The organism is Sphingobium sp. B2D3C (assembly GCF_025961835.1).
Taxonomy (GTDB): domain Bacteria; phylum Pseudomonadota; class Alphaproteobacteria; order Sphingomonadales; family Sphingomonadaceae; genus Sphingobium.
This window is the reverse complement of sequence record NZ_JAOQOK010000001.1, coordinates 2,338,735-2,357,289: the sequence shown is the minus strand read 5'-3', so window position 1 is coordinate 2,357,289 and position 18,555 is coordinate 2,338,735. Positions and strand designations below refer to the sequence as shown.

Annotated in this window: 15 protein-coding genes and 1 tRNA gene; 3 read left to right on the top strand and 13 right to left on the bottom strand. The window is 64.9% G+C overall.

Translation table 11 applies throughout. The features are described 5' to 3' along the window. Positions 1-26: 26 nt before the first annotated feature. The 5 genes from M2339_RS10975 to M2339_RS10955 all read right to left on the bottom strand — a co-directional run bounded on the left by M2339_RS10975 (position 27) and on the right by M2339_RS10955 (position 6,962). A complete protein-coding gene (locus M2339_RS10975) occupies positions 27-1,616 on the bottom strand; it encodes a flavin monoamine oxidase family protein (RefSeq protein ID WP_264586598.1) in 1,590 nt (529 codons plus the stop codon). Between the two features lie 38 nt (positions 1,617-1,654). Continuing rightward, the gene (locus M2339_RS10970) at positions 1,655-2,092 is read right to left on the bottom strand and encodes a c-type cytochrome (protein ID WP_264576522.1); all 438 of its coding nucleotides are present in this window, start codon (positions 2,090-2,092) and stop codon (positions 1,655-1,657) included. Positions 2,093-2,096: 4 nt separating this feature from the next. Continuing rightward, the gene (locus M2339_RS10965; protein ID WP_264586599.1) at positions 2,097-3,686 is read right to left on the bottom strand and encodes a flavin monoamine oxidase family protein; all 1,590 of its coding nucleotides are present in this window, start codon (positions 3,684-3,686) and stop codon (positions 2,097-2,099) included. Between the two features lie 73 nt (positions 3,687-3,759). Then, complete coding sequence (locus M2339_RS10960; RefSeq protein ID WP_181558756.1) at positions 3,760-4,260, bottom strand: Rid family hydrolase; 501 nt, start codon at positions 4,258-4,260, stop codon at positions 3,760-3,762. Positions 4,261-4,307: 47 nt separating this feature from the next. Then, entirely contained in the window at positions 4,308-6,962 is a 2,655-nt protein-coding gene (locus M2339_RS10955) for a TonB-dependent receptor plug domain-containing protein (RefSeq protein ID WP_264586601.1), read from the bottom strand. A 242-nt stretch (positions 6,963-7,204) separates the two neighbouring features. Here M2339_RS10955 and M2339_RS10950 point away from each other — a divergent pair, with 242 nt between their 5' ends. Then, the gene (locus tag M2339_RS10950; RefSeq protein WP_264578209.1) at positions 7,205-7,828 is read left to right on the top strand and encodes a RidA family protein; all 624 of its coding nucleotides are present in this window, start codon (positions 7,205-7,207) and stop codon (positions 7,826-7,828) included. On the opposite strand, the gene M2339_RS10945 is transcribed toward M2339_RS10950, so the two are convergent. The 8 genes from M2339_RS10945 to trpD all read right to left on the bottom strand — a co-directional run bounded on the left by M2339_RS10945 (position 7,787) and on the right by trpD (position 15,909). Further along, on the bottom strand, positions 7,787-8,716 hold the full coding sequence (locus M2339_RS10945) for a DNA-binding response regulator (RefSeq protein ID WP_264586602.1): 930 nt from the start codon (positions 8,714-8,716) through the stop codon (positions 7,787-7,789). The genes M2339_RS10950 and M2339_RS10945 overlap by 42 nt on opposite strands. A gap of 1 nt (position 8,717) precedes the next feature. Next, the gene (locus M2339_RS10940; protein ID WP_264586603.1) at positions 8,718-10,412 is read right to left on the bottom strand and encodes a hybrid sensor histidine kinase/response regulator; all 1,695 of its coding nucleotides are present in this window, start codon (positions 10,410-10,412) and stop codon (positions 8,718-8,720) included. A gap of 223 nt (positions 10,413-10,635) precedes the next feature. Continuing rightward, a complete protein-coding gene (locus M2339_RS10935; RefSeq protein ID WP_264586604.1) occupies positions 10,636-11,091 on the bottom strand; it encodes a c-type cytochrome in 456 nt (151 codons plus the stop codon). Positions 11,092-11,094: 3 nt separating this feature from the next. Continuing rightward, positions 11,095-12,312: an FAD-dependent oxidoreductase gene (locus tag M2339_RS10930; RefSeq protein ID WP_264606337.1), complete on the bottom strand. Its 1,218-nt coding sequence runs from the start codon at positions 12,310-12,312 to the stop codon at positions 11,095-11,097. A gap of 131 nt (positions 12,313-12,443) precedes the next feature. Then, the gene (gene glp / locus M2339_RS10925) at positions 12,444-13,649 is read right to left on the bottom strand and encodes a gephyrin-like molybdotransferase Glp (protein WP_264586606.1); all 1,206 of its coding nucleotides are present in this window, start codon (positions 13,647-13,649) and stop codon (positions 12,444-12,446) included. Between the two features lie 18 nt (positions 13,650-13,667). Continuing rightward, positions 13,668-14,135: a cyclic pyranopterin monophosphate synthase MoaC gene (moaC, locus tag M2339_RS10920; RefSeq protein WP_264572076.1), complete on the bottom strand. Its 468-nt coding sequence runs from the start codon at positions 14,133-14,135 to the stop codon at positions 13,668-13,670. Further along, positions 14,132-14,920, bottom strand: a complete 789-nt coding sequence (trpC, locus tag M2339_RS10915; protein WP_264586607.1) for an indole-3-glycerol phosphate synthase TrpC — start codon at positions 14,918-14,920, stop codon at positions 14,132-14,134. Before trpC ends, moaC begins: the two co-directional genes overlap by 4 nt. Beyond that, positions 14,917-15,909, bottom strand: a complete 993-nt coding sequence (trpD, locus tag M2339_RS10910; RefSeq protein WP_264586608.1) for an anthranilate phosphoribosyltransferase — start codon at positions 15,907-15,909, stop codon at positions 14,917-14,919. Before trpD ends, trpC begins: the two co-directional genes overlap by 4 nt. Positions 15,910-16,088: 179 nt before the next feature. Between trpD and M2339_RS10905 the strand changes: the two genes are divergently transcribed. After that, a tRNA-Gly gene (locus tag M2339_RS10905) sits at positions 16,089-16,162 on the top strand. Between the two features lie 262 nt (positions 16,163-16,424). Next, positions 16,425-18,413: a BCCT family transporter gene (locus tag M2339_RS10900; RefSeq protein WP_264586609.1), complete on the top strand. Its 1,989-nt coding sequence runs from the start codon at positions 16,425-16,427 to the stop codon at positions 18,411-18,413. Positions 18,414-18,555 lie beyond the last annotated feature (142 nt).

Below are 18,555 nucleotides of genomic sequence, written 5' to 3'. Positions count from 1 at the left end.
TTTTGTCTACTTTGCCCCAGTTTCGATCAGCCAGCCACTGCTTTTTTGTGCAGTCGCTCAATGGCATCCAGCGAGGAGAGCAGAGCGCCCTCCATCCAGCAGCCATAATAAGACGCATGCTCGCCCGCGAGGACGATGCGGCCATCCATGGCGACCAGATTCTGGTAGTGCTGCGCGCGCGCCGCCTCCGACCAGGTGGCGCAGCATCCCATGATCCACGGCGTGCGGCTCCAGGCGAAGGAGACTCCGTTCATAAACTGCTTGCGATAGTCTTCCGGGTGGAACACCGATCCTTGCGCCAGCGCGGTTTCGATGCGCTGCTGCGGCGTCATGCCGGCCAGCGCATAGCCGCCGGCGCCGCCTGCAAAGGCCCCGAGCAGCACCGCCGGCTTGTCCGCGAAGAAGTCGAAGTTCGGGTAAGAGATCAGCGAAATCTGCTGGTCGGTGAAGCTGTGGCCACCATAGATCGCGTCCTTCTCCTCCCAGAAGCGGCTGCGCATCTCCAGGCCCATCTTCACCGAGTTGGAGTAGGGCACGGCGGCGATGGCGGCCTTGAGGGGAGCGCTCGCCTGCAGCTCGAGCTGGTTGAGCACGCCCAGCGGAATTGTGCAGACGCAATAATCTGCCTTCGCCTCATGCATCGCGCTGGAGGTCAGGTCCTGCCAGGAGACGGTGACGCCTTTCTCGCCCTGCGCGATCTTCGTCACCTTGGCATTGTAGGTGATCAGGTCGCCGACCTGCTTGGCAAAGCCCTTGCCGATCATGTCCATGCCGCCCTTGGGCTGGAACATCGTCGTCTGCATCACATTGGTGAAGAAGAAGCTCATCTGCTGCCACACGCCGGAATCCAGCACATCGCCCAGATCGTTGATCTTGGAAGGCGTCGGCGCGCCGTTGACGCCGCCGCCGGGCGCGCGATCATAGCCGCGCTGGCCAGAGGTACGCAGGCCGCTGGTGTAATTCAGGTCGCCATCGAGCAGACCCCATTCCCGCAAGGCCTCGACCAGCTTCTCCTTGTCCTCCTTGGTGACCTTCTGATCGAGCGCGCCGGCATTCAGCGCCTTGCCGAGCAGCTCGGAGACATGGCCCTTATAATCAACGGCCAGCTCCTTGTAGCGCTGGGGCTTGCCGCCGAACGCCTTGCTGTTGTGGACCCAGGCATTGTGATTGAGCTGGATGAACGGCTCCAGCTCGACACCGAAGGCCTTGGTGTAATGGAGCAGGGTGCGGTGATGGTGCGGGATGCGCCACGGGCCGGGGTTGAGGTAATTGCCCGGCTGGAATTCGCAGGTCTGCGTCGTGCCGCCGACCTCGACCACCTTGTCGCCGCCGCGGATCGAGTAGTTCCGCCCGCCGGGGCGGTTCTGATATTCGAGGATCTGCACGGCATAGCCGGCCTTGCGCAGCTCATAGGCGGCGAGCATGCCGGCAAGGCCCGCGCCGAGCACCAGCACCTTGGCTCCCTTGGGCGCGCCGGAGAGCTTGGGCGGGCCGGTGAACTGGGTTTCGGCGGCATGGCCAAAGGCGGTCATGGCCTGATACATGGCCATGGCGCCGCCCGCCTTGCCAATCATCGCCAGCAGGTCACGCCGTGTCGGAGCCGTAAATTCGGTCATGCTCATGTCCCCCAAAAGTGCCGGGCCGTCCCCACGGCTCAGCACGTGCTGCAATCGCGCGTCGACGATCCGTTCGCGGCGATGACGCGCTTGACGTCGGCGGCCGTGACGGGATCGGGATAATTGTTGAAATGGCTGCGCGCGTAGGTCGCGACGGCGGCCATCTGCTCGGGTGTGAGCATATCCGTGAACCAGGGCATGCCGCCGCGCCCCTTGACCAGGATCGTGGCGATGAAGTCCTTGTCCGCCAGGTTGGCGTTGCCCGCGATGGCCGGGATCGCCGCGCCGGCGCCGGCGCCGCCCTTGCCATCCGCCATGTGGCAGGCCTGGCAGATCATCTCATAGACCTCCTTGCCCTCATTGGAGATGTCCACGCTGGTCGGCCCGCCGCCTGGCGCATCCTGCGCGCGGACAGCCACTGTGGCGGCGAGGAGAGCGCCCGCCAGAGCGAGCGCAGCGGCGGTTTTGAGGGTCATGGCGTCAGGCTCCGGTGGCGCGCTGGTGGATACGGGTGATGGCGTCGAGCGCGGAGAGGAGCGAACCCTCCATCCAGCCGCCGTAATAAGAGGCATGTTCGCCCGCGAGGACGATGCGGCCATCCATCGCGACAAGGTTCTGGTAATGCGCGGCGCGGGCGTCGTCCGACCAGCGCGAGGTGCAGCCCAGGATCCAGGGCAGGCGGCTCCAGGCCACCGACGTGCCGTTCATGAACTCCTTGCGATAGGCGGCCGGGTGGAACACCGAGCCCTGCGCCAGTGCCATCTCGATGCGCTGGGCGGGCGTCATGCCGGCAAGCTGGAACCCGCCAGCATCGCGGGCGAAGGCGCCGAGCAGCACGGCCGGGCCGTTGCCGAACATCCTGTCATTGGGGTAGGAGATCAGCCCGATCGTCTGATCGGTGAAGCTGTGACCGCCATAGATGGCGTCATCTTCCTCCCAGAAGCGGCGACGCATCTCCAGACCGATCTTCACCTGCCCGCTATACGGCACGGCGCGCATCGCGGCCTTGAGTGGCGCACCGACCTGCATGTCGAGCTGGCTGAGCACGGGCAGCGGAATGGTGTTCACGCACCAGTCAGCGCTGCTCTGGCCGGTCTTGCCGCTCGGAATATCCTGCCAATAAGCGGTGACGCCCTTGTCGTCCTGCGTGATGCGGGTGACCTTGGTGTTGAGCTGGATCACCGGGCCGACAGCGCGGGCGAAGGCCTTGCCGATCATGTCCATGCCGCCCTTGGGCTGGAACATGGTGGTCTGCATCACATTGTTGAAGAAGAAGCTCATATGCGCCCAGATGTCGGACGAGAGTACGTCGGACAGGCTGTTGATCTTCGAGGGTGTGGGTGCGCCGTTCACGCCGCCGCCGGGCGCGCGATCATAGCCGCGCTGTCCGGAGACGCGCAGGCTGCTGGTGAAATTGAGGTCGCCATCGAGAAGACCGAAGCCGCGCAGAGATTCGAGCAGCTTTTCCTGATCTTCCTTGGTCACCGCATCATTCAGCGCGCCTGCGTTGAGCGCCTTGCCGAGCAGGTCCGAGACATGGCCTTTGAAGTCGACCGCCAGCTCCTTGTAGCGTTGCGGCTTGCCAACGAAAGCCTTGCTGTTGTGGACGAACGCATTGTGATCGAGCTGGATGAACGGCTCCATCGCCACGCCCAGCGTCTTGCAATAATGCAGGAGCGAGCGGTGATGGTGGGGGATGCGCCACGGGCCGGGATTGAGGTAATTGCCGGGCTGGAAGGCGCAGGTCTGCGAGACGCCGCCGACTTCCACGACCTTGTCGCCACCACGCACCGAGTAGTTCCGGCCGCCGGGGCGATCCTGATATTCGAGTATCTCGACGGCATAGCCCGCGCGCTGCAACTCATAGGCGGCGACCAGACCCGCAAGGCCGGCGCCGAGGATCAGCACCTTCTTGCCCTTGGGCGCGCCGGTGAGCTGGGGCGGGCCGGTGAATTGCGATTCCGCCGCATGGCCCAGCGCTGTCATCGCCTGATAGAGCGCGACCGTGCCGCCGACCTTGCCGATCATCGCCAGCATATCCCGCCGGGTCGGCCGCAGTGATGTCGTCATCCTTGCTTGTCCTTTGATGCCGGTGCCCGGTGGAAAAGGGAGGCGCGATCCCCCGATGCGCCTCCCTCGACCCTCACGGCATTTTCGCCGCGATGGCCTCGATCTCCACATACATGGTCGGGCGGCCCAGCGCGGCGACCTGGATGGTCGAGCGGGTGGGCTTGTTGGGTTGTTCCGCCGTGCCGAAGAAGGTGCGGAACACCTCATTCATCCCGGCTGAGTCCATGCGGCCGCCCGTCTCCGGGGTACCGACGAGGAACACCGTCATCTTGACGATGTCGCCCATGGAAAAGCCCTTGGCTTCCAGCGACGCCTTCATCTTGGTGAGGATGCTGAGCGTCTGCGCTTTGGTATCGCCCAGTTCTTCCGGCTTGGCCGGATCGACCGGCGAGGGTGTGGTGCCGGAAACGAACATGATGTTCGCGCCCGCCGGCACGAAGGCCAGCGAGGCGATGGGGGAGTTCGGCGCGCCATAAGTGCGCTCGACGGTCTGCGCGCCGGCGGCCGAGGGGAGCGCTGCAAGCAGCGCTCCTGACAACATGGCGGCGGTGATGCCGGTCTTCTTCAATGTCATTCTCCTCGTCCAGATACTGTTGATGTAAAGTGGCTCGTCTTGTTCGATCAGAACTTGAGCGTCAGGCGGGCGTAGTAATATCCGCCGTTCGACCCGTAGGGACCGAAGGTATAGGGCGCGTTGAACGTGCCGCCGTTGTTGATGTAGGGCGAGACACCGGTCGTCGGCCACGTTGCGGGATCGTAATTTCCAACGAGCGCCGGCACTTCCGGCATCTTGTCGAACAGGTTGTTCGCGCCGATCGCGAGGTTGGCGAACTTGGTGATCTCGTAGCTAAACTCCAGATCGACGATCGCGGCCGGCGCCACCTCGGCATTGTAGTAACGCTGGTTGTTCGACAGCAGGATCGGCGCGGGCAGGGCAGCGATGCCACGGCTCGCATTGCCGTTGGCCGATGTGCTGTTGGGCTGCACGAACTGATTGGTCTTGCTGTAGTAATTCACGCGGGCATTGGCGGTGAACTTGCCGCTGGTGAACAGGGCGCTGAAGTTGCCCTTGAAGGCCGGGCTGGCCTTCTCGATGATCTGCTCGGAGGTCGGGCCGAACAGGGTGCCCAGCTTGTTCTTCGTGACCTTGGTGAGGTTGTAGTTGCCGCCGATCGAGAAATCGATGTTACCGAAGGGCAGATCGACCGGATAACGCGCGGCGAGCTCCAGGCCCATCGTCCGGGTATCGATGCCGTTGGTGAAGGTCTGGATCGCGAGCGAACCGTTCGTCCGCACCGTCGGATCGAGCTGCTTGCCGCTGGCATTGATGGCGTTGATCACAAGGTCATAGGGCGTCAGGCCATTGATCAGCGCGGCCGGCGTGTCGATACCGACACGTTGCGGCGGCGACGTCAGGTTGACGAACTGCTGGCCGGTGATGCTGCCCGAGGACACGATGCGGTCCTTGATCTTGATGAGATAGCCATCCAGCGTAATCGTCAGGCGCGAGATCGGGCGGAGCACGATACCGGCAGAGAAGTTGACCGACTTTTCCGGACTGAGCGCGCCGAACCCGGCGCTGGCCGATCCCGGCGAACTGGGCGCAAGTTGCAGCGTGGCAGAGGTCGGCCCGACGTTGGTGGCCGAATAGCCGGATTCCTGCAGTGAGGGTGCGCGGAAGCCCGTGCTGGCCGTCCCGCGGATCGCGAAGGCCGGCGAGAAGTCGTAGCGCGTCGTGATCTTGCCGATCGTCGTGTCGCCGAAGTCGCTGTAATGCTCGTAGCGGCCGGCGACATCCACGGTCCAGTCGGGCACCGGGTTGACGGCGACGTCGATATAAGCCGCCTTGGCGTTGCGCGAGAGTGTGCCGGCATCGCTGAGAGCATAGCCGGGGAAGGACTGGCCACCCTCGACATAGCGCGACAGCGCGTCGCCGGCGCCAATGGCATAGGTTTCCTTGCGATATTCTGCACCGATGGCGAAATTCAGCGGATCCTCGAAGCCCACGTCGAACTCCTTGCGAAGATCGAGGGTGCCGACGAACTGGGTGAACTTGAAGCTGCCGTCATAGAAGTCGGATGGCGACTGGCCGGTCGCGACAAACAGCGACGCGTTGGCCGAATTGGTGGTGTAGACCTTCGCGACGTCTTCCGAATAGCTGCCGGCCAGATCCCAGTCCCAGCCGCTGATCTCGCCGCGCAGGCCGGTGGTGAACTGGAACTCGTCCTGCTTCACCTCGATATGCGGGACGAGGCCGGTCTGGGCGCTGGTGCCGAAGCAGTTGGTCGGGTCCGTGGTCGTCGCGGCGCCGGCGGTGGTGCGGCACAGGCGGGTCGGATGGCGATAGCCCTGCAGGGCGTCACCATGACGATAGGAGATGTTGCCGAACGAGTAGAGCTCAACGCCACCGAAATCATAGCCGAAATTGTAGAAGCCAAGGGTCAGTTGCGACGCCGGCTGGCCACCGTTAATGCCGGCGGTGCAATTTTTGGCATTGCAGGCATCGAGCAGGGGCTTGAAGGCGGTCGAAACGTTGGTGACGGTCGTTCCGTCATAGTTCCGCACCGAGAACTGACCGTCACCGACCGTTGTCCAGTCATTGCGGCGATGGAAGAGCGACAGGTCCAGGAAGCCGCTGTCGCCGATCGGCATGCCGAAATTGCCGCTCGCGCTGTAGGTCGTGCCTTCGCCGTCATAATATTGGCCGGCGTTGAACTTCACCGCGCCGCCATAGGTGTCCGACTTGAGGATGATGTTGATCACGCCGGCAATGGCGTCCGAACCATATTGCGCGGCGGCGCCGTCCTGCAGGACCTCGATGCGCTGAACGATGTCCGGCGGAATCAGGTCGATGCTCGGCGCGGCGGAACCGCCGAATGCGCCGTTGATGACCTGAAGGATAGAGTTGCCGTGGCGGCGCTTGCCGTTGACCAGCACCAGCGTGTGGTTGGGGCTGAGGCCGCGCAGGCGGGCCGAGAGCGAGAAGCTCGCCATATCGGTGCCCTGCGTCTGCGCCTGGAAGCTCGGCACGAGCTGGGTGAGGGCCTGGTTGAGGTTGGGCTGACCCACCTTTTCCAGTGCGGAGGAGCTCAGCAACTGGATCGGCGCGGCGCTCTCTGCGGCCATCATGCCGGTGGAACGGGTGCCGGTGACGATGATCTCGCCGCCATCGGCCGGCGGCTCCTGCGGCGTTTCGGCCGTTTGCGCCACGGCTGCGGCGGGAATGGCTGCGCTCGTAAGGAGCAATAGGGCAGCAATATTTCTGCGCGTGATCATGAAGACGTCCCCCTTGTTCTCGTGGTGCGCTCTCCTTTTTGTCTGTCTTTTCGGCGGGTTATGGTTGTTGCGCCGGGCGTCCCGCGTCGCCCTGTGATATGCTGTTTTGCGCCTGGCTAGCTGATCGGACTGGTCGGGATTCGGACATACGCATTTTGTCGTATGGTGGCGGAGGGGGGGTATTCGTAGCTAACATCACTATGATTAGACGCGCTTATTCGGCTCGCCGCGACCTGGGTCGCATGTCTCTCAAGGCCATGTTGGCCAAGACCGTTCTGGCAGGTGCCGCCGCGCTGCTGATGACCGCCGCGCCCGCTCAGGCAGAGGTCACGCGGATCAAGGGCAATCCCAACGCAATCATTCTGGATGGCGTACGCGTCGGCGAGGGGATGGAGACCTTCTACCTCTCCGGCCAACTGCCGTCCCCGGTCGATCCCGCCAAGCCGATGAGCGAGGTCAAGACGCTGGAGGAGATGGGCGACACCAAGGCCCAGACGATCAGCACCCTCAACAAGATCAAGAGCCTGCTCGAGGCGCAGGGCTATAAGATGTCCGATCTGGTGAAGCTGTCGCTGTTCGTCGCGGCGGACCCGCGCACCGGCAAGATGGACTTCGCCGGCGTTAACGAGGGGTTCCGTCAGTTCTTCGGCACGCAGGCTAATCCCAACACCGTTGCGCGCTCCACTTTCCAGGTCGCCGCGCTTGTCGGCCCGCTCTACCTGATCGAGATCGAGGCCATCGCGGTGCGCAAGTCCAGCGGCGCGTCGCCGGAGGCCTCGTACATGCGGCCGCCGCGGCTTCCCCCCGCCCTGCGCAAGAAGTCGCTACTGGCCCAACATGCGGATCGCGACAGCCGCCGCGGCTGAGCGGGTCTCCACACCCAGCTTGTCGAAAATCCGTTCCAGATGCTTGGTGACGGTGCGCGGGCTGATCTCCAGCACATCGCTGATCACCCGGTTGGGCTTGCCATAGCTCACCCATAGCAGCACTTCCGCCTCGCGCCGGGTGAGCGGCAGGCGCTCCTGCAGGCGGTCGAGATCCTGCTCGGGATTGAGCTCGTTGAGGCGGATGAGCACTTCATCCTCCCGATAATGGGCGATGACCTGCATCTCCAGCTCGCCCTGGCCCTTGGTCTGTCGCACGCGCACGGCATTGCCGGCGACGCCCTCGTCCTTGGTCAGCAGCTTCTCGATCTGGTTGCGGATTTCTTCCGGCAGCGCGGATTGGCTCCGCAGCCAGCCGGGTGAGACGCGCGAGATGGCCTGTTCCGCACGCGGGGTGCACCACAAAAGGCTGCCGCGGGCATCGGTGGCGAGGATCAGCCGGTCGGTCGCATCGAGACTGGCGACGCTGGCATGGACGGCACGCCCCTGCGCCATATGCACGCGCACGCGCGCCAGCAGCTCCTGCAGGTCCACCGGCTTGCGGACATAATCCACGCCGCCGACCTCGAAGGCCTCGACGACATGCTCGCTCTCCGTCAGGCCGGTCATGAAGATGATCGGGATGCTGGCGAGCTGGGGATTGGCCTTGATCTTCTGCGTGGTCTCGAACCCGTCCATGCCGGGCATCACCGCATCCATCAGGATGAGGTCGGGCATGATGTTGCCCAGCTGGGCCAGCGCCACATGGCCTGAGGTCGCGACCAGTACGGAAATCTCGGCTGTCTCCAGCGCGGCGGTGAGCATCCGCAGCGTGTCCGGCTCGTCATCGACGATCAGGACGGTGTCCGAATGTCCGGGAATGCCAATCATGTCAGTAATCCTGTAAGAGGCGCGCCATGGCGGTCAGGTCGTATCGGTCGAGGTGCTGGTAAAGCTGGCGAACAAGCGGCTCGGCGGCGGGTGAGGCGCGCTCCAGCTGCTTGATCTCGGTTTCGATCCCGCGAATGTGCCCGATCCGCAGGCATTCCTGCATCCGGGCGATGTGCTTGCGGGCGGTGTCGTCGAGCGCAACCGGCGCTGGTTGCAGGCCGGACGGTGTATCCGGCCCGGCGCTGCCGACATCCGGCGCATCGTCCTGCCAGCGCCACGTCAGTTGCAGCAAATCGCCAATCGCGCCGACGAGCGATTCAAATTCCACCGGCTTGACGAGAAAGCGGTCGTGCTGCGGGCTGTCATGCTCCGGCCGGTGCAGTTCCTCGCTATTGGCCGAGAGCATGAGGATTTGCAGCCGGTCGCCGAACATCGCGCGCAACTCACAGCCGATCTCCCAGCCGGATAGACCGGGCAGGCTGATGTCCAGAATGGCGAGGTCCGGCGGCGTCTCGCGCGCGGCAAGCAGCGCCTGTTCGCCATCGGCCCGCGCCTCAACCTGAAAGCCGAGCCCGCGCAGCAACTGCTCGAGGAAGTGGCGCTGGTCGGCATCGTCCTCCACCAGCAGGACATGGCGGGGCTTGCCCTCATAGCCGGTCAGCTTGCGCATGGGCGCCGAGGAGAGGGCCTTGCCGGCGACCTCGCTCAGCATCATCACGATGCGGAAGCAACTGCCGCCTTCCGGCGTGCTGACCAGATCGAGCTGGCCGCCGAGAATCTCGACCAGTGTGCGCGAGATGGCGAGGCCGAGGCCGGCGCCGGACTCCCGCCCCTCGCCGCGCTCGAATGGCTCGAAGATGCGCTGCCGGTCTTCCGGCGCGATGCCGGGGCCGGTGTCCTTCACCTCAAAGGTGGCGATCTGCCCGGCATAACCCACTTTGAGCGTCACGCTGCCTTGCTGGGTGAACTTGATCGCGTTGGAGAGCAGGTTGATCAGCACCTGGCGCAGCCGGTTCTGGTCGAAGCGGGCGATCTCGGGGGGGCGGCCAGTCTTTTCCAGCGTGAACGTGAGGCCCTTGGCGTGAGCGGCGGGGCGCATCATCGAGACGATATGGTCGAGAAAGCTGTTGAGGCGCACCTCTTCAGTGCGCACGCGCAGCATCCCGAATTCGAGCTGCGAGATATCCAGCAGCCCCTCGACCAGATTGGTCAGATGCTCCGAGCAGCGCAGGATGACCCGCGCTGCCTCCTGCGCGTTGACGCCATCGCCCCGCTCGAACAGCTGCGCATAGCCATAGATGGCATTGAGCGGCGAGCGGATCTCGTGACTGACGCTGGCAAGGTAGCGGCTTTTGGCGAGGTTCGCGCTGATCGCACTCTGCCGTGCCGTCTCCAGTTCACTGACCAGATGCTGGGCGCGGATCGTGTAGGCCGCCGCTTCCCGCCAGCGGCGAATGCCGAGCAGCAGCAGGAAGCTCAGCGCCAGAAGATCGAGGATGGTGAGCGTTTCCAGCAGCAGCCGATCTTCGTTGTCCGACACCATGTGCAGGCCGACGAAAATCCCCCCAAAGGCCAGCCCGAGAAGCCCGAGCTTGACGAGGTGGGCGAGCCGAGGCGGCTGCGTCTCCAGAACGCCGGCGGCATCGATCTTCTCGATGGGAGCGGTGTCCCTGCGATGAAGATCCTGCCGCGTCATGGTCAGCCGATCTGCCGGTGACGCGGGCGGCGGCGAGACAGCGTCCTGAAGCCGGGACAATCCGACTCCAACGGCGATCGACCTTGGTTCACGCGCGCACGGTTCATTTGATGAATGGTGCATTGCAAAAAGGACAAACTCAAAGCCTCGCGCGCGCGCAAGGCATTTTCCCGGAATCTGTGGCAAATTTGCTGCAGTGCGTCATAAGGAAAAAGGGCTGTGCCTATTGTGTTCTGGGCACAGCCCTGGCGGTGAGCTTGAGATCTGCGGGCTGCACGGTGATCCGCGCGAGAGCGCCGGCCTCGCTGGGCAACGCAGCGCTTCCGGCCGGCAGGCCATTGGCCTGCAGCAGAAAGGCGATGATGTTCGTCGTGTCGTCCGGCGTCAGCGAGCCGGGCGCGAATTGCGGCATGGCCCGGCCGACATAATCATGCAGATTGGAGAGCGGGGCATTGCTCCAATGGGCCATGAACCGATCGCCAAGGCCGGGAATCTCGAACGTGCCTTCCAGCGCCCGGCCGTGGCACATGGCGCAACGCGTGGCGTAGAGGCGGGCGCCAGCCTCGGCCTGTGCGGCCGTATAGACGCCGTCTCGCGTGCTGGCTGTAGGTGGCGTGGCAGCTATCGCGGCGAGGGCGGTCAGGGCAGCGGCCAGGAGCGGGGCGGTGCGCAGCAGCATCGGTCAGCCCTGTGCCTGGAAGCCGGGCGCGAAGACGGGCGCCATGATCTCCAGACCTTTCTCGATATCGGCGACATTGGGCAGCTCCATGCTGTCGCCCACGCCCAGCATCTCGCCGACATCTGGATTATTGTTCATCACCACGATCCCGTCGCGCTTGGAGGTGAGCGAAACATTGCGATAGCGCACGCTGTAGAAGGCGTCGGGCTGCGGCACGAGCCAGCCGGTCTGGCCGCGCACCGGGATGATGGTCTTGTCCTGCCACAGGTCGCGGGCGGCATAGCCCGTGCAGTTGATCACGACCTTCTGGGGCAGTGCCGCATAGTCCGCCGGGCGAGCGAAGTCGCGCATCACGAACTGCCCGCCGCGCTCGAAAAACTCGCCGAGCATGACATGGGCATAGCTGGCGAAGTTGAAGATCATCTGCGAACTGCGCCGCACATGGGGTTGCGGGAAGGGGTTCTCCTCGGCGCTCAGCGGCTGCGCCTGCGGCACGATGTCCCGAATGCGTTCGCTATAATGGCCGAACTCGGAATTCTGCTGTGGCCGCCCACTCGTCGCGAAGCTCTGCGTGATTGCAGGGTCGGCTGGCCACTCCCGCCGGGTGATCGGCGTATCCGAAAGCTGGTAGGAATCGCCGAACTCCACCGGCTGACCCGGCAGACCGAGATAGGTGCGAAAGGCCTTCCACGAGAAGCGGGCCATGCGTTCCCACAGCTTGCCAAAGGCGGGGCCGGCGGGCTCGGCCAAGGCGATGCGGCTATCCGGGGTGAACGATCCGCTGGCGCGGAACGAGCGGGTTTGCTGGATGGATTCGCGCGCATAGAGCGTGACCTTGAGGCCGGCGCGCTGCGCCATTACGGCCGTGGTCAGTCCGATAATCCCGCATCCCACCACTGCAATCTCACGCGGCAGGACAGAGAGCGCCTTGCCGACCGCGATGTCGGCCGATCCCCAGGAGAGCGACCAGCCGCTGCCGCCATGGCCATAATTATGGATGACGAGGGCATCGCCGACCGTCTCCACGTCCAGATTCGGCCCGGCGGCGCGCAGCGGGCGGATGCAGCATTTCACGTCGATCAATTGGTCACGGCTGATGCGGATGGGAACGAGTGCCGTCCGGCGGCTCGGCGCCCGCAGGGTCGCCGGACGGGAACCGGAGGCTGGCGCGCAGGCCTGCAGCCCCAGCATGGCTGCGGCGCCGATCGTTCCTGTGAGCATGGCCCGGCGGTCGACGCCTAGCTGCCCCTCTTGCCGAATTTCTGCCATGCGACCCCCATTTGAGACGCAGACTGTAGGGCGCGAGGGGAGGGCAGCAATTGCCCAGAATACGTATTGAGTGCTGGAAAGGCTTAGTCCGCGCCGAGGCCGAGCGCGGCCCAGTCGAGCACGGCTGTTTCTTCCCCAGCGCGCGCGGCCGGCGCGCCTTCGGGCCGGACGATCAGGGCATTGGCCTGCGCAGCGGCGTGCATCGCGCCGCTATCCTGGAAAGCCAGCGGCGTGGCGATCCCCGCACCGTCGACCACCGCGCGCATGAACAGCCTGCGCTTGCCGACTGGGGGAAGGTCTGCGCCGAGCCGCACCGTGCGGCTCTTGGGCAGCACATCGGTTCCGCCGGCAAGACGCCGAATGAGCGGCAGCAGGAACAGCGCGCCGGTGACCATCGCCGAGACCGGGTTGCCGGGCAGGCCGAGCATGATCTGCTGCCCGATGCGCGCCACGATCAGCGGCTTGCCGGGCTGCATGGCGATCCGCCAGAAATCGATGCTGCCGCCTGCCGCCTCCAGCGCCGGGCGCACCAGATCGTGATCGCCCACGGACGCTCCGCCGGAGGTGACGATGACATCGGCGGTAGCCGCATCGCGCAGCGCGGCGGTAAGTGCATCCAGATCGTCCCGCACGATCCGCTCGATGGTCACCACGCCGCCCGCGCCGCCAATCATGGCGCGCAACATCGCGCCGTTGGAGGCCGGGAGCTTGCCGGGCGGGCAGGGCGCGCCGGGCGGGACGAGCTCGTCGCCGGTGGAGAGGATCGCGACCCTCGGCTGGCGATGCACCGTCAGCGTTTCGTGGCCCGCGAGCGCCGCCAGGCCGATTTGCGCCGGGCCGATCCGCAGGCTGGCCGGCAGCAACGTATCGCCCTGCGCAAAATCGCTGGCACGCGGGCGGACATGCCGCCCCGCACCGCCCGGTCCGTCGCCGGTCAGGCGAATGGACAGGCCATCGGCAGCGATATCTTCCTGCACCACCACGGTATCCGCGCCGGGGGGCAGCGGTGCGCCGGTGAAGATCCGCATTGCTTCGCCCGCGCCGATGGCCTGAGCCGGAGGAACGCTCCCCGCCGCGCTTTCGCCCACCAGGCGCCAGGGACCGGGAAGATCGGCATGACGGATCGCGTAGCCATCCATGGCGGAGAGGGCCGTCCAGGGCTGGTCGCGGACTGCGGTCAGCGGTGCGGCCAGCCATCGGCCGTTCGCCTCAGCCAATGAAACCGCCTCGGGCGCCAGCGGGGTGGCGAGGGCGAGCAGCCGCTGCTGTGCGTCGTCAACGGAGATCATGGCTGCACCGCCATGATCTCAGGCGGTCCAGTCGCCGGACTTGCCGCCCGCCTTGGCAGTGACGTGAATGTCGCGAATGACCATGTGCTTATCCACGGCCTTGAGCATGTCGTAGAGCGTCAGCAGCGCGGCGGAGACGGCGGTCAGCGCTTCCATCTCCACGCCGGTCTTTCCGGAGGTGCGCACGGTCGCCGTGGCGGTGGCGCCGCCCGCATCCAGCGCAAGGTCCAGGGTCAGGCCGGTGAGCGGCAGGGGATGACAGAGCGGAATGATGTCGCTGGTGCGCTTGGCGGCCATGATGCCGGCGATGCGCGCGGCGGCGAACACATCGCCCTTGGCGGCAGTGCCGTCCGCAATCGCGGCGCGAGCTGCTTCATTCATGTCGATCCTACCGGTCGCGCTGGCGGTGCGGCTGGTGTCGGCCTTGGCCGTTACATCCACCATGCGCGCGGCGCCGGCCTCGTCGGTATGGCTGAGGCCGCTCATGCGCCGATCAGCGCGCGGGTCGCCGCCTCGACATCATCCTGCCGCATGAGCGATTCGCCGACCAGGAAGCAGCGCACGCCATGCTCCGCCATCGCATCGAGGTCCGCCTTCGAGCCAAGACCGGACTCGGCGACGAAGGTGCAGCCCTCCGGCGCGCTGCCGACCAGCTCATAGGTGCGCGCGAAATCGACCGAGAAATCCTTGAGGTTGCGGTTGTTCACGCCGATGAGACGCGAGCGCAGGGTCAGCGCCCGCTCCAGCTCGGCGGCATCATGCACCTCCACCAGCGCATCCATGCCGAGGCCGAGCGCGGCATCCTCGATCTCCTGCATCTGCGCATCGGAGAGGGCCGAGACGATGATCAGCACGGCATCGGCGCCGATCGCCCGGCTCTCCAGCACCTGCCAGGGATCGACCATGAAGTCCTTGCGGATCACCGGCAGCGAGACGGCGGCACGGGCCGCGATGAGATAATCCTCATGGCCCTGAAAATAGGGCGCGTCGGTCAGCACCGAAAGGCAGGCCGCGCCGCCCGCCTGATAGGCGCGGGCATGGGCCGGCGGATCGAAGTCGGCGCGGATCAGCCCCTTGGAGGGCGAGGCCTTCTTGACCTCGGCGATGAGGCCATAGCCGCCCGCGGCCACCCTGGCGTCGAGCGCGCGACGGAAGCCGCGCGGCGGGGTCTGGGAAGCGGCCATGGCCTGCAGGTCAGCGAGTGACGTCGCCTGCTTGCGGGCGGCGACCTCGTCCCGCTTGGTGGCGCAGATTTCATCGAGCTTGTTCATGCGTAGGCGATCCAGCAGTCGAGCAGGGTGTTGGCAAGGCCGCGGTCGAGGGCTTCGGTGGCTTCCTCGACGCCTTCGGCCAGCGTTTCGGCCTTGCCGGCGACGATCAACGCCGCAGCGGCATTGAAGAGCACGGCATCGCGATACGGGCCGGCCTCGCCCAGCAGCAGCGCCCGCAGTTTCGCGGCATTATAGGCCGGGTCGCCGCCCTTGATCGCGTCGATAGGGTGTGTCGGCAGCCCGGCATCGGCGGCGCTGATCCGTCGCATCGCAACGATGCCGTCGCTTGTCACATCGGCCACGTCATTGCCGCCGGCGAGCGAGAGTTCGTCCAGCCCCTCATCGCCGGAAATCACCATCGCCCGTTCGGTGCCCAACTCGGCCAGCGCCTGCGCATAGATCGGCACATAGGCCGGGCGCGCGATGCCGATGAGCTGGCGGGTGACGCCGGCCGGATTGGCGAGCGGGCCCATCAGGTTGAAGATGGTCCGCCGGCCCAGCGCCTTGCGGATCGGCGCGATCCGCGCGAGCGAGGGATGATGCTTTTGCGCAAAGAGGAAGCAGATGCCGAGGTCTGCCAGCGTGCGCTCGGCGGTTTCTGCCGCGCGGTCGAGGTCGAGACCCAGCGCCTCGAGCGTGTCGGCGGCGCCGGCCTTGGAAGACGCAGCGCGATTGCCATGCTTGGCCACCGGCGCACCACAGGCGGCGACGACAAGGCTGACGGCGGTCGAGATGTTGAGCGTGTGATGGCCATCGCCACCGGTGCCGCACACGTCGATGGCCCCCGCCGGCGCCTGCACGGGAATGAGGCGCGCCCGCATCTCCCGGGCGGCGGCGGCAATCTCGGTGGCCGTCTCGCCGCGCTCGGCCAGTGTGACCAGAAAGGCGGCGATTGCTTCGTCCTCCACCGTGCCATCCAGAATGGCGGCGAAGGCGCGCGCGGCGTCCTCCGGCGAGAGAGGGCTGGCAGGATCGGGCAAGCTGTTCATTGCCGATCCTTTGCAATCTGTGGCGCGCAAAGTCGAGGGTCGATCAATGCTCTGCCGCCAAAGGATCGCGATGCGAAGCTGTTGACGCTGCCGTGCCTGTCGTGGCAATGGCTCCAGCGCATCGCCACTGAGCGGTCGTCCCGGCTGAGTGCCGGTGAGGATCGGCGAACGGTCGATGAGCGGGTATAGCTCAATGGTAGAGCACTAGCCTTCCAAGCTTGTGATGCGGGTTCGATCCCCGCTACCCGCTCCAGCCTTTTCCGCCATTTTTACGCTTTGTCTCGGGATTGTTTTGAACCCTGCTCGCAGGCGCGCAGGTGCTTCGATTGGACGACCACCCACATTGGGGCGGCATCTCCGTGGGTCAGTCTTCCGCCAGCGGACAGGTGCAGAGATGCCGCGCTATAAGGTTACGCCGGTGACGTGGTCACGGCCCCTTGTGAGCCATATGCAACCGACCGCGCTTCGCCTCGTTCCCTTTCGTGAAGAGAGTTCTCGCTGCATGGGGGGAAGAGGTGAGCGAGCCATCGTTTAATGAGACGCCGGAAGGCACCATAAAGCGCCGGATTGAGATCAATCCCACCGTGTTCTTCGTCTCGGCCGGCCTCATTCTCGCCTTTGTGTTGTTTGGAGCAATCGTTCCTGATGTTGCCGGTCGGCTATTCGCCGCTGCGCAGGCGCTCATCGTGGCGGACTTCGGCTGGTTCTACATTGCATCGGTGGCCGGCTTTCTCGTGTTTGCCCTCTTTTTGATGTTCAGCCGCTATGGCGACGTCAAACTTGGCTCCGACGACAGCGAGCCGGACTACAGCTATCCATCGTGGTTCGCGATGCTGTTCAGCGCCGGGATGGGGATCGGGCTGATCTTCTTCGGTGTCGCCGAGCCCATCCAGCATTACGCCTTACCGCCGGTCGGCGAAGGCCGCACGATCGAATCCGCCCGGCAGGCGATGGTCCTTACCTTTTTTCACTGGGGGCTCCACGCCTGGGCAATCTATATCGTCGTCGGCCTGGCGCTCGCCTATTTCGCCTTTCGCCGCGGTCTGCCGCTCACCATCCGTTCGGCGCTCTACCCGTTGATCGGGGAGCGGATCTATGGTCCCATCGGCCACGCTGTCGACATCTTCGCCGTGCTGGGCACCATGTTCGGGGTGGCGACTTCGCTTGGTCTGGGCGTGTTGCAGGTGAATGCCGGCTTTAGCTATCTGTTCGGTCTGCCGAGCAATACGGTCATCCAGCTGGTCCTGATTGCCGCCATCACGGGGTTGGCGACGCTGTCGGTTGTCATGGGGCTGGATCGAGGCGTGAAGCGCCTGTCGGAACTGAACATCATTCTGGCCGCCCTTTTGCTGGTCTTCGTGCTCGTGACAGGGTCGACGGTGTTTCTGCTTCAGGCCTTCGTCCAGAATGTGGGGACGTATCTCAGCGACGTCGTGCAGCGCACCTTCCGCCTGTACGCCTACGAGCCTAATCCGTGGTTGGGTAGCTGGACGCTGTTCTACTGGGGCTGGTGGATCGCATGGTCGCCATTTGTCGGCATGTTCATCGCGCGCATCTCGCGCGGGCGCACAATCCGTCAGTTTGTTGGCGGCGTTCTGCTCGTCCCGGCATTGTTCACCTTCCTCTGGATGACCGTATTCGGCAACACGGCGATCGCGCTTGATCTGAGCGGCGCAGCCCACATCGCCGATACGGTCGCTAACAACCTCCCGGTCGCCTTGTTCGAGACGCTTGAGCAGCTCCCGCTTTCCACTATTGTTTCAGGCATCGCGACGCTTCTCATCATCACGTTCTTCGTAACGTCGGCGGATTCCGGCGCGTTGGTGATGGATATGATCACGTCCGGGGCCGCGAAAGACCCTCCGGTCTGGCAGCGCGTCTTCTGGGCGGTCTGCGCCGGCGGTGTCGCGGCGGTGCTGCTGGTCGCCGGCGGGCTTCAGGCGCTTCAAACCGCGGCGATCGCCAGCGCGTTGCCCTTCGCTGTGGTCATGGTGTTCATTTGCTATGGCCTGTTGCGAGCCCTTCAAACCGAGAGCCAGGAAGCGATGGACCTGTCTACTGCGGGTGATGCCACGGGCGCAGAAACCGCCCTCACATGGCAGCAGCGCCTCGCAACCATCACCCGGTTTCACGATCGAGACGAAGTCCTTACTTTTCTAGCCGACATTGCCCAGCCGGCCCTCGCGGCCGTGGCGGCGCAGATGCGAGACAGCGGCATTTCCGCGCGCCTCATGCAGGATGCCGACCATGTGGGACTCACCATCCCGCATGGCGATCGCGGCGACTTCGATTACACCGTCCGTGCGCGCGGGTTTCGCGTGGCGAGTTTTGTCTGGGCCGAGCCGCGAAAGATCCAGGAGCGAGAGCGCCTACATTATCGCGCCGTGGCGCACTCTTCCGACGGCGGGCAGCCTCATGACGTGACCGGCTATACCGACGAGCAACTGATCAACGATCTGCTCAATCGCTATTCCCGCTTCCGTCACAGCCGGCGGATGTCGTGATGCGATGAGCGGCAGTCAGCACGAAGGCAAAGGGTAGCGCTCGTATGGAGTGCAGTCGTCATAAGACGCAAACGGCATTTGGCCTCAGAGAACAATTTCAGCCGATTGCAAGCTCGCGTAAGGGAGACTTCAAGGGAGCGTG

Coding starts and splice junctions, on each gene's coding strand:
- M2339_RS10930 (WP_264606337.1), bottom strand. CDS start 12,312: ATGCTCACAGGAACGATCGGCGCCGCAGCCATGCTGGGGCTGCAGGCC.
- M2339_RS10975 (WP_264586598.1), bottom strand. CDS start 1,616: ATGACCGAATTTACGGCTCCGACACGGCGTGACCTGCTGGCGATGATT.
- M2339_RS10955 (WP_264586601.1), bottom strand. CDS start 6,962: ATGATCACGCGCAGAAATATTGCTGCCCTATTGCTCCTTACGAGCGCA.
- M2339_RS10950 (WP_264578209.1), top strand. CDS start 7,205: ATGTCTCTCAAGGCCATGTTGGCCAAGACCGTTCTGGCAGGTGCCGCC.
- glp (WP_264586606.1), bottom strand. CDS start 13,649: ATGATCTCCGTTGACGACGCACAGCAGCGGCTGCTCGCCCTCGCCACC.
- M2339_RS10935 (WP_264586604.1), bottom strand. CDS start 11,091: ATGCTGCTGCGCACCGCCCCGCTCCTGGCCGCTGCCCTGACCGCCCTC.
- M2339_RS10965 (WP_264586599.1), bottom strand. CDS start 3,686: ATGACGACATCACTGCGGCCGACCCGGCGGGATATGCTGGCGATGATC.
- M2339_RS10940 (WP_264586603.1), bottom strand. CDS start 10,412: ATGACGCGGCAGGATCTTCATCGCAGGGACACCGCTCCCATCGAGAAG.
- M2339_RS10960 (WP_181558756.1), bottom strand. CDS start 4,260: ATGACATTGAAGAAGACCGGCATCACCGCCGCCATGTTGTCAGGAGCG.
- trpC (WP_264586607.1), bottom strand. CDS start 14,920: ATGAACAAGCTCGATGAAATCTGCGCCACCAAGCGGGACGAGGTCGCC.
- M2339_RS10970 (WP_264576522.1), bottom strand. CDS start 2,092: ATGACCCTCAAAACCGCCGCTGCGCTCGCTCTGGCGGGCGCTCTCCTC.
- M2339_RS10945 (WP_264586602.1), bottom strand. CDS start 8,716: ATGATTGGCATTCCCGGACATTCGGACACCGTCCTGATCGTCGATGAC.
- trpD (WP_264586608.1), bottom strand. CDS start 15,909: ATGAACAGCTTGCCCGATCCTGCCAGCCCTCTCTCGCCGGAGGACGCC.
- moaC (WP_264572076.1), bottom strand. CDS start 14,135: ATGAGCGGCCTCAGCCATACCGACGAGGCCGGCGCCGCGCGCATGGTG.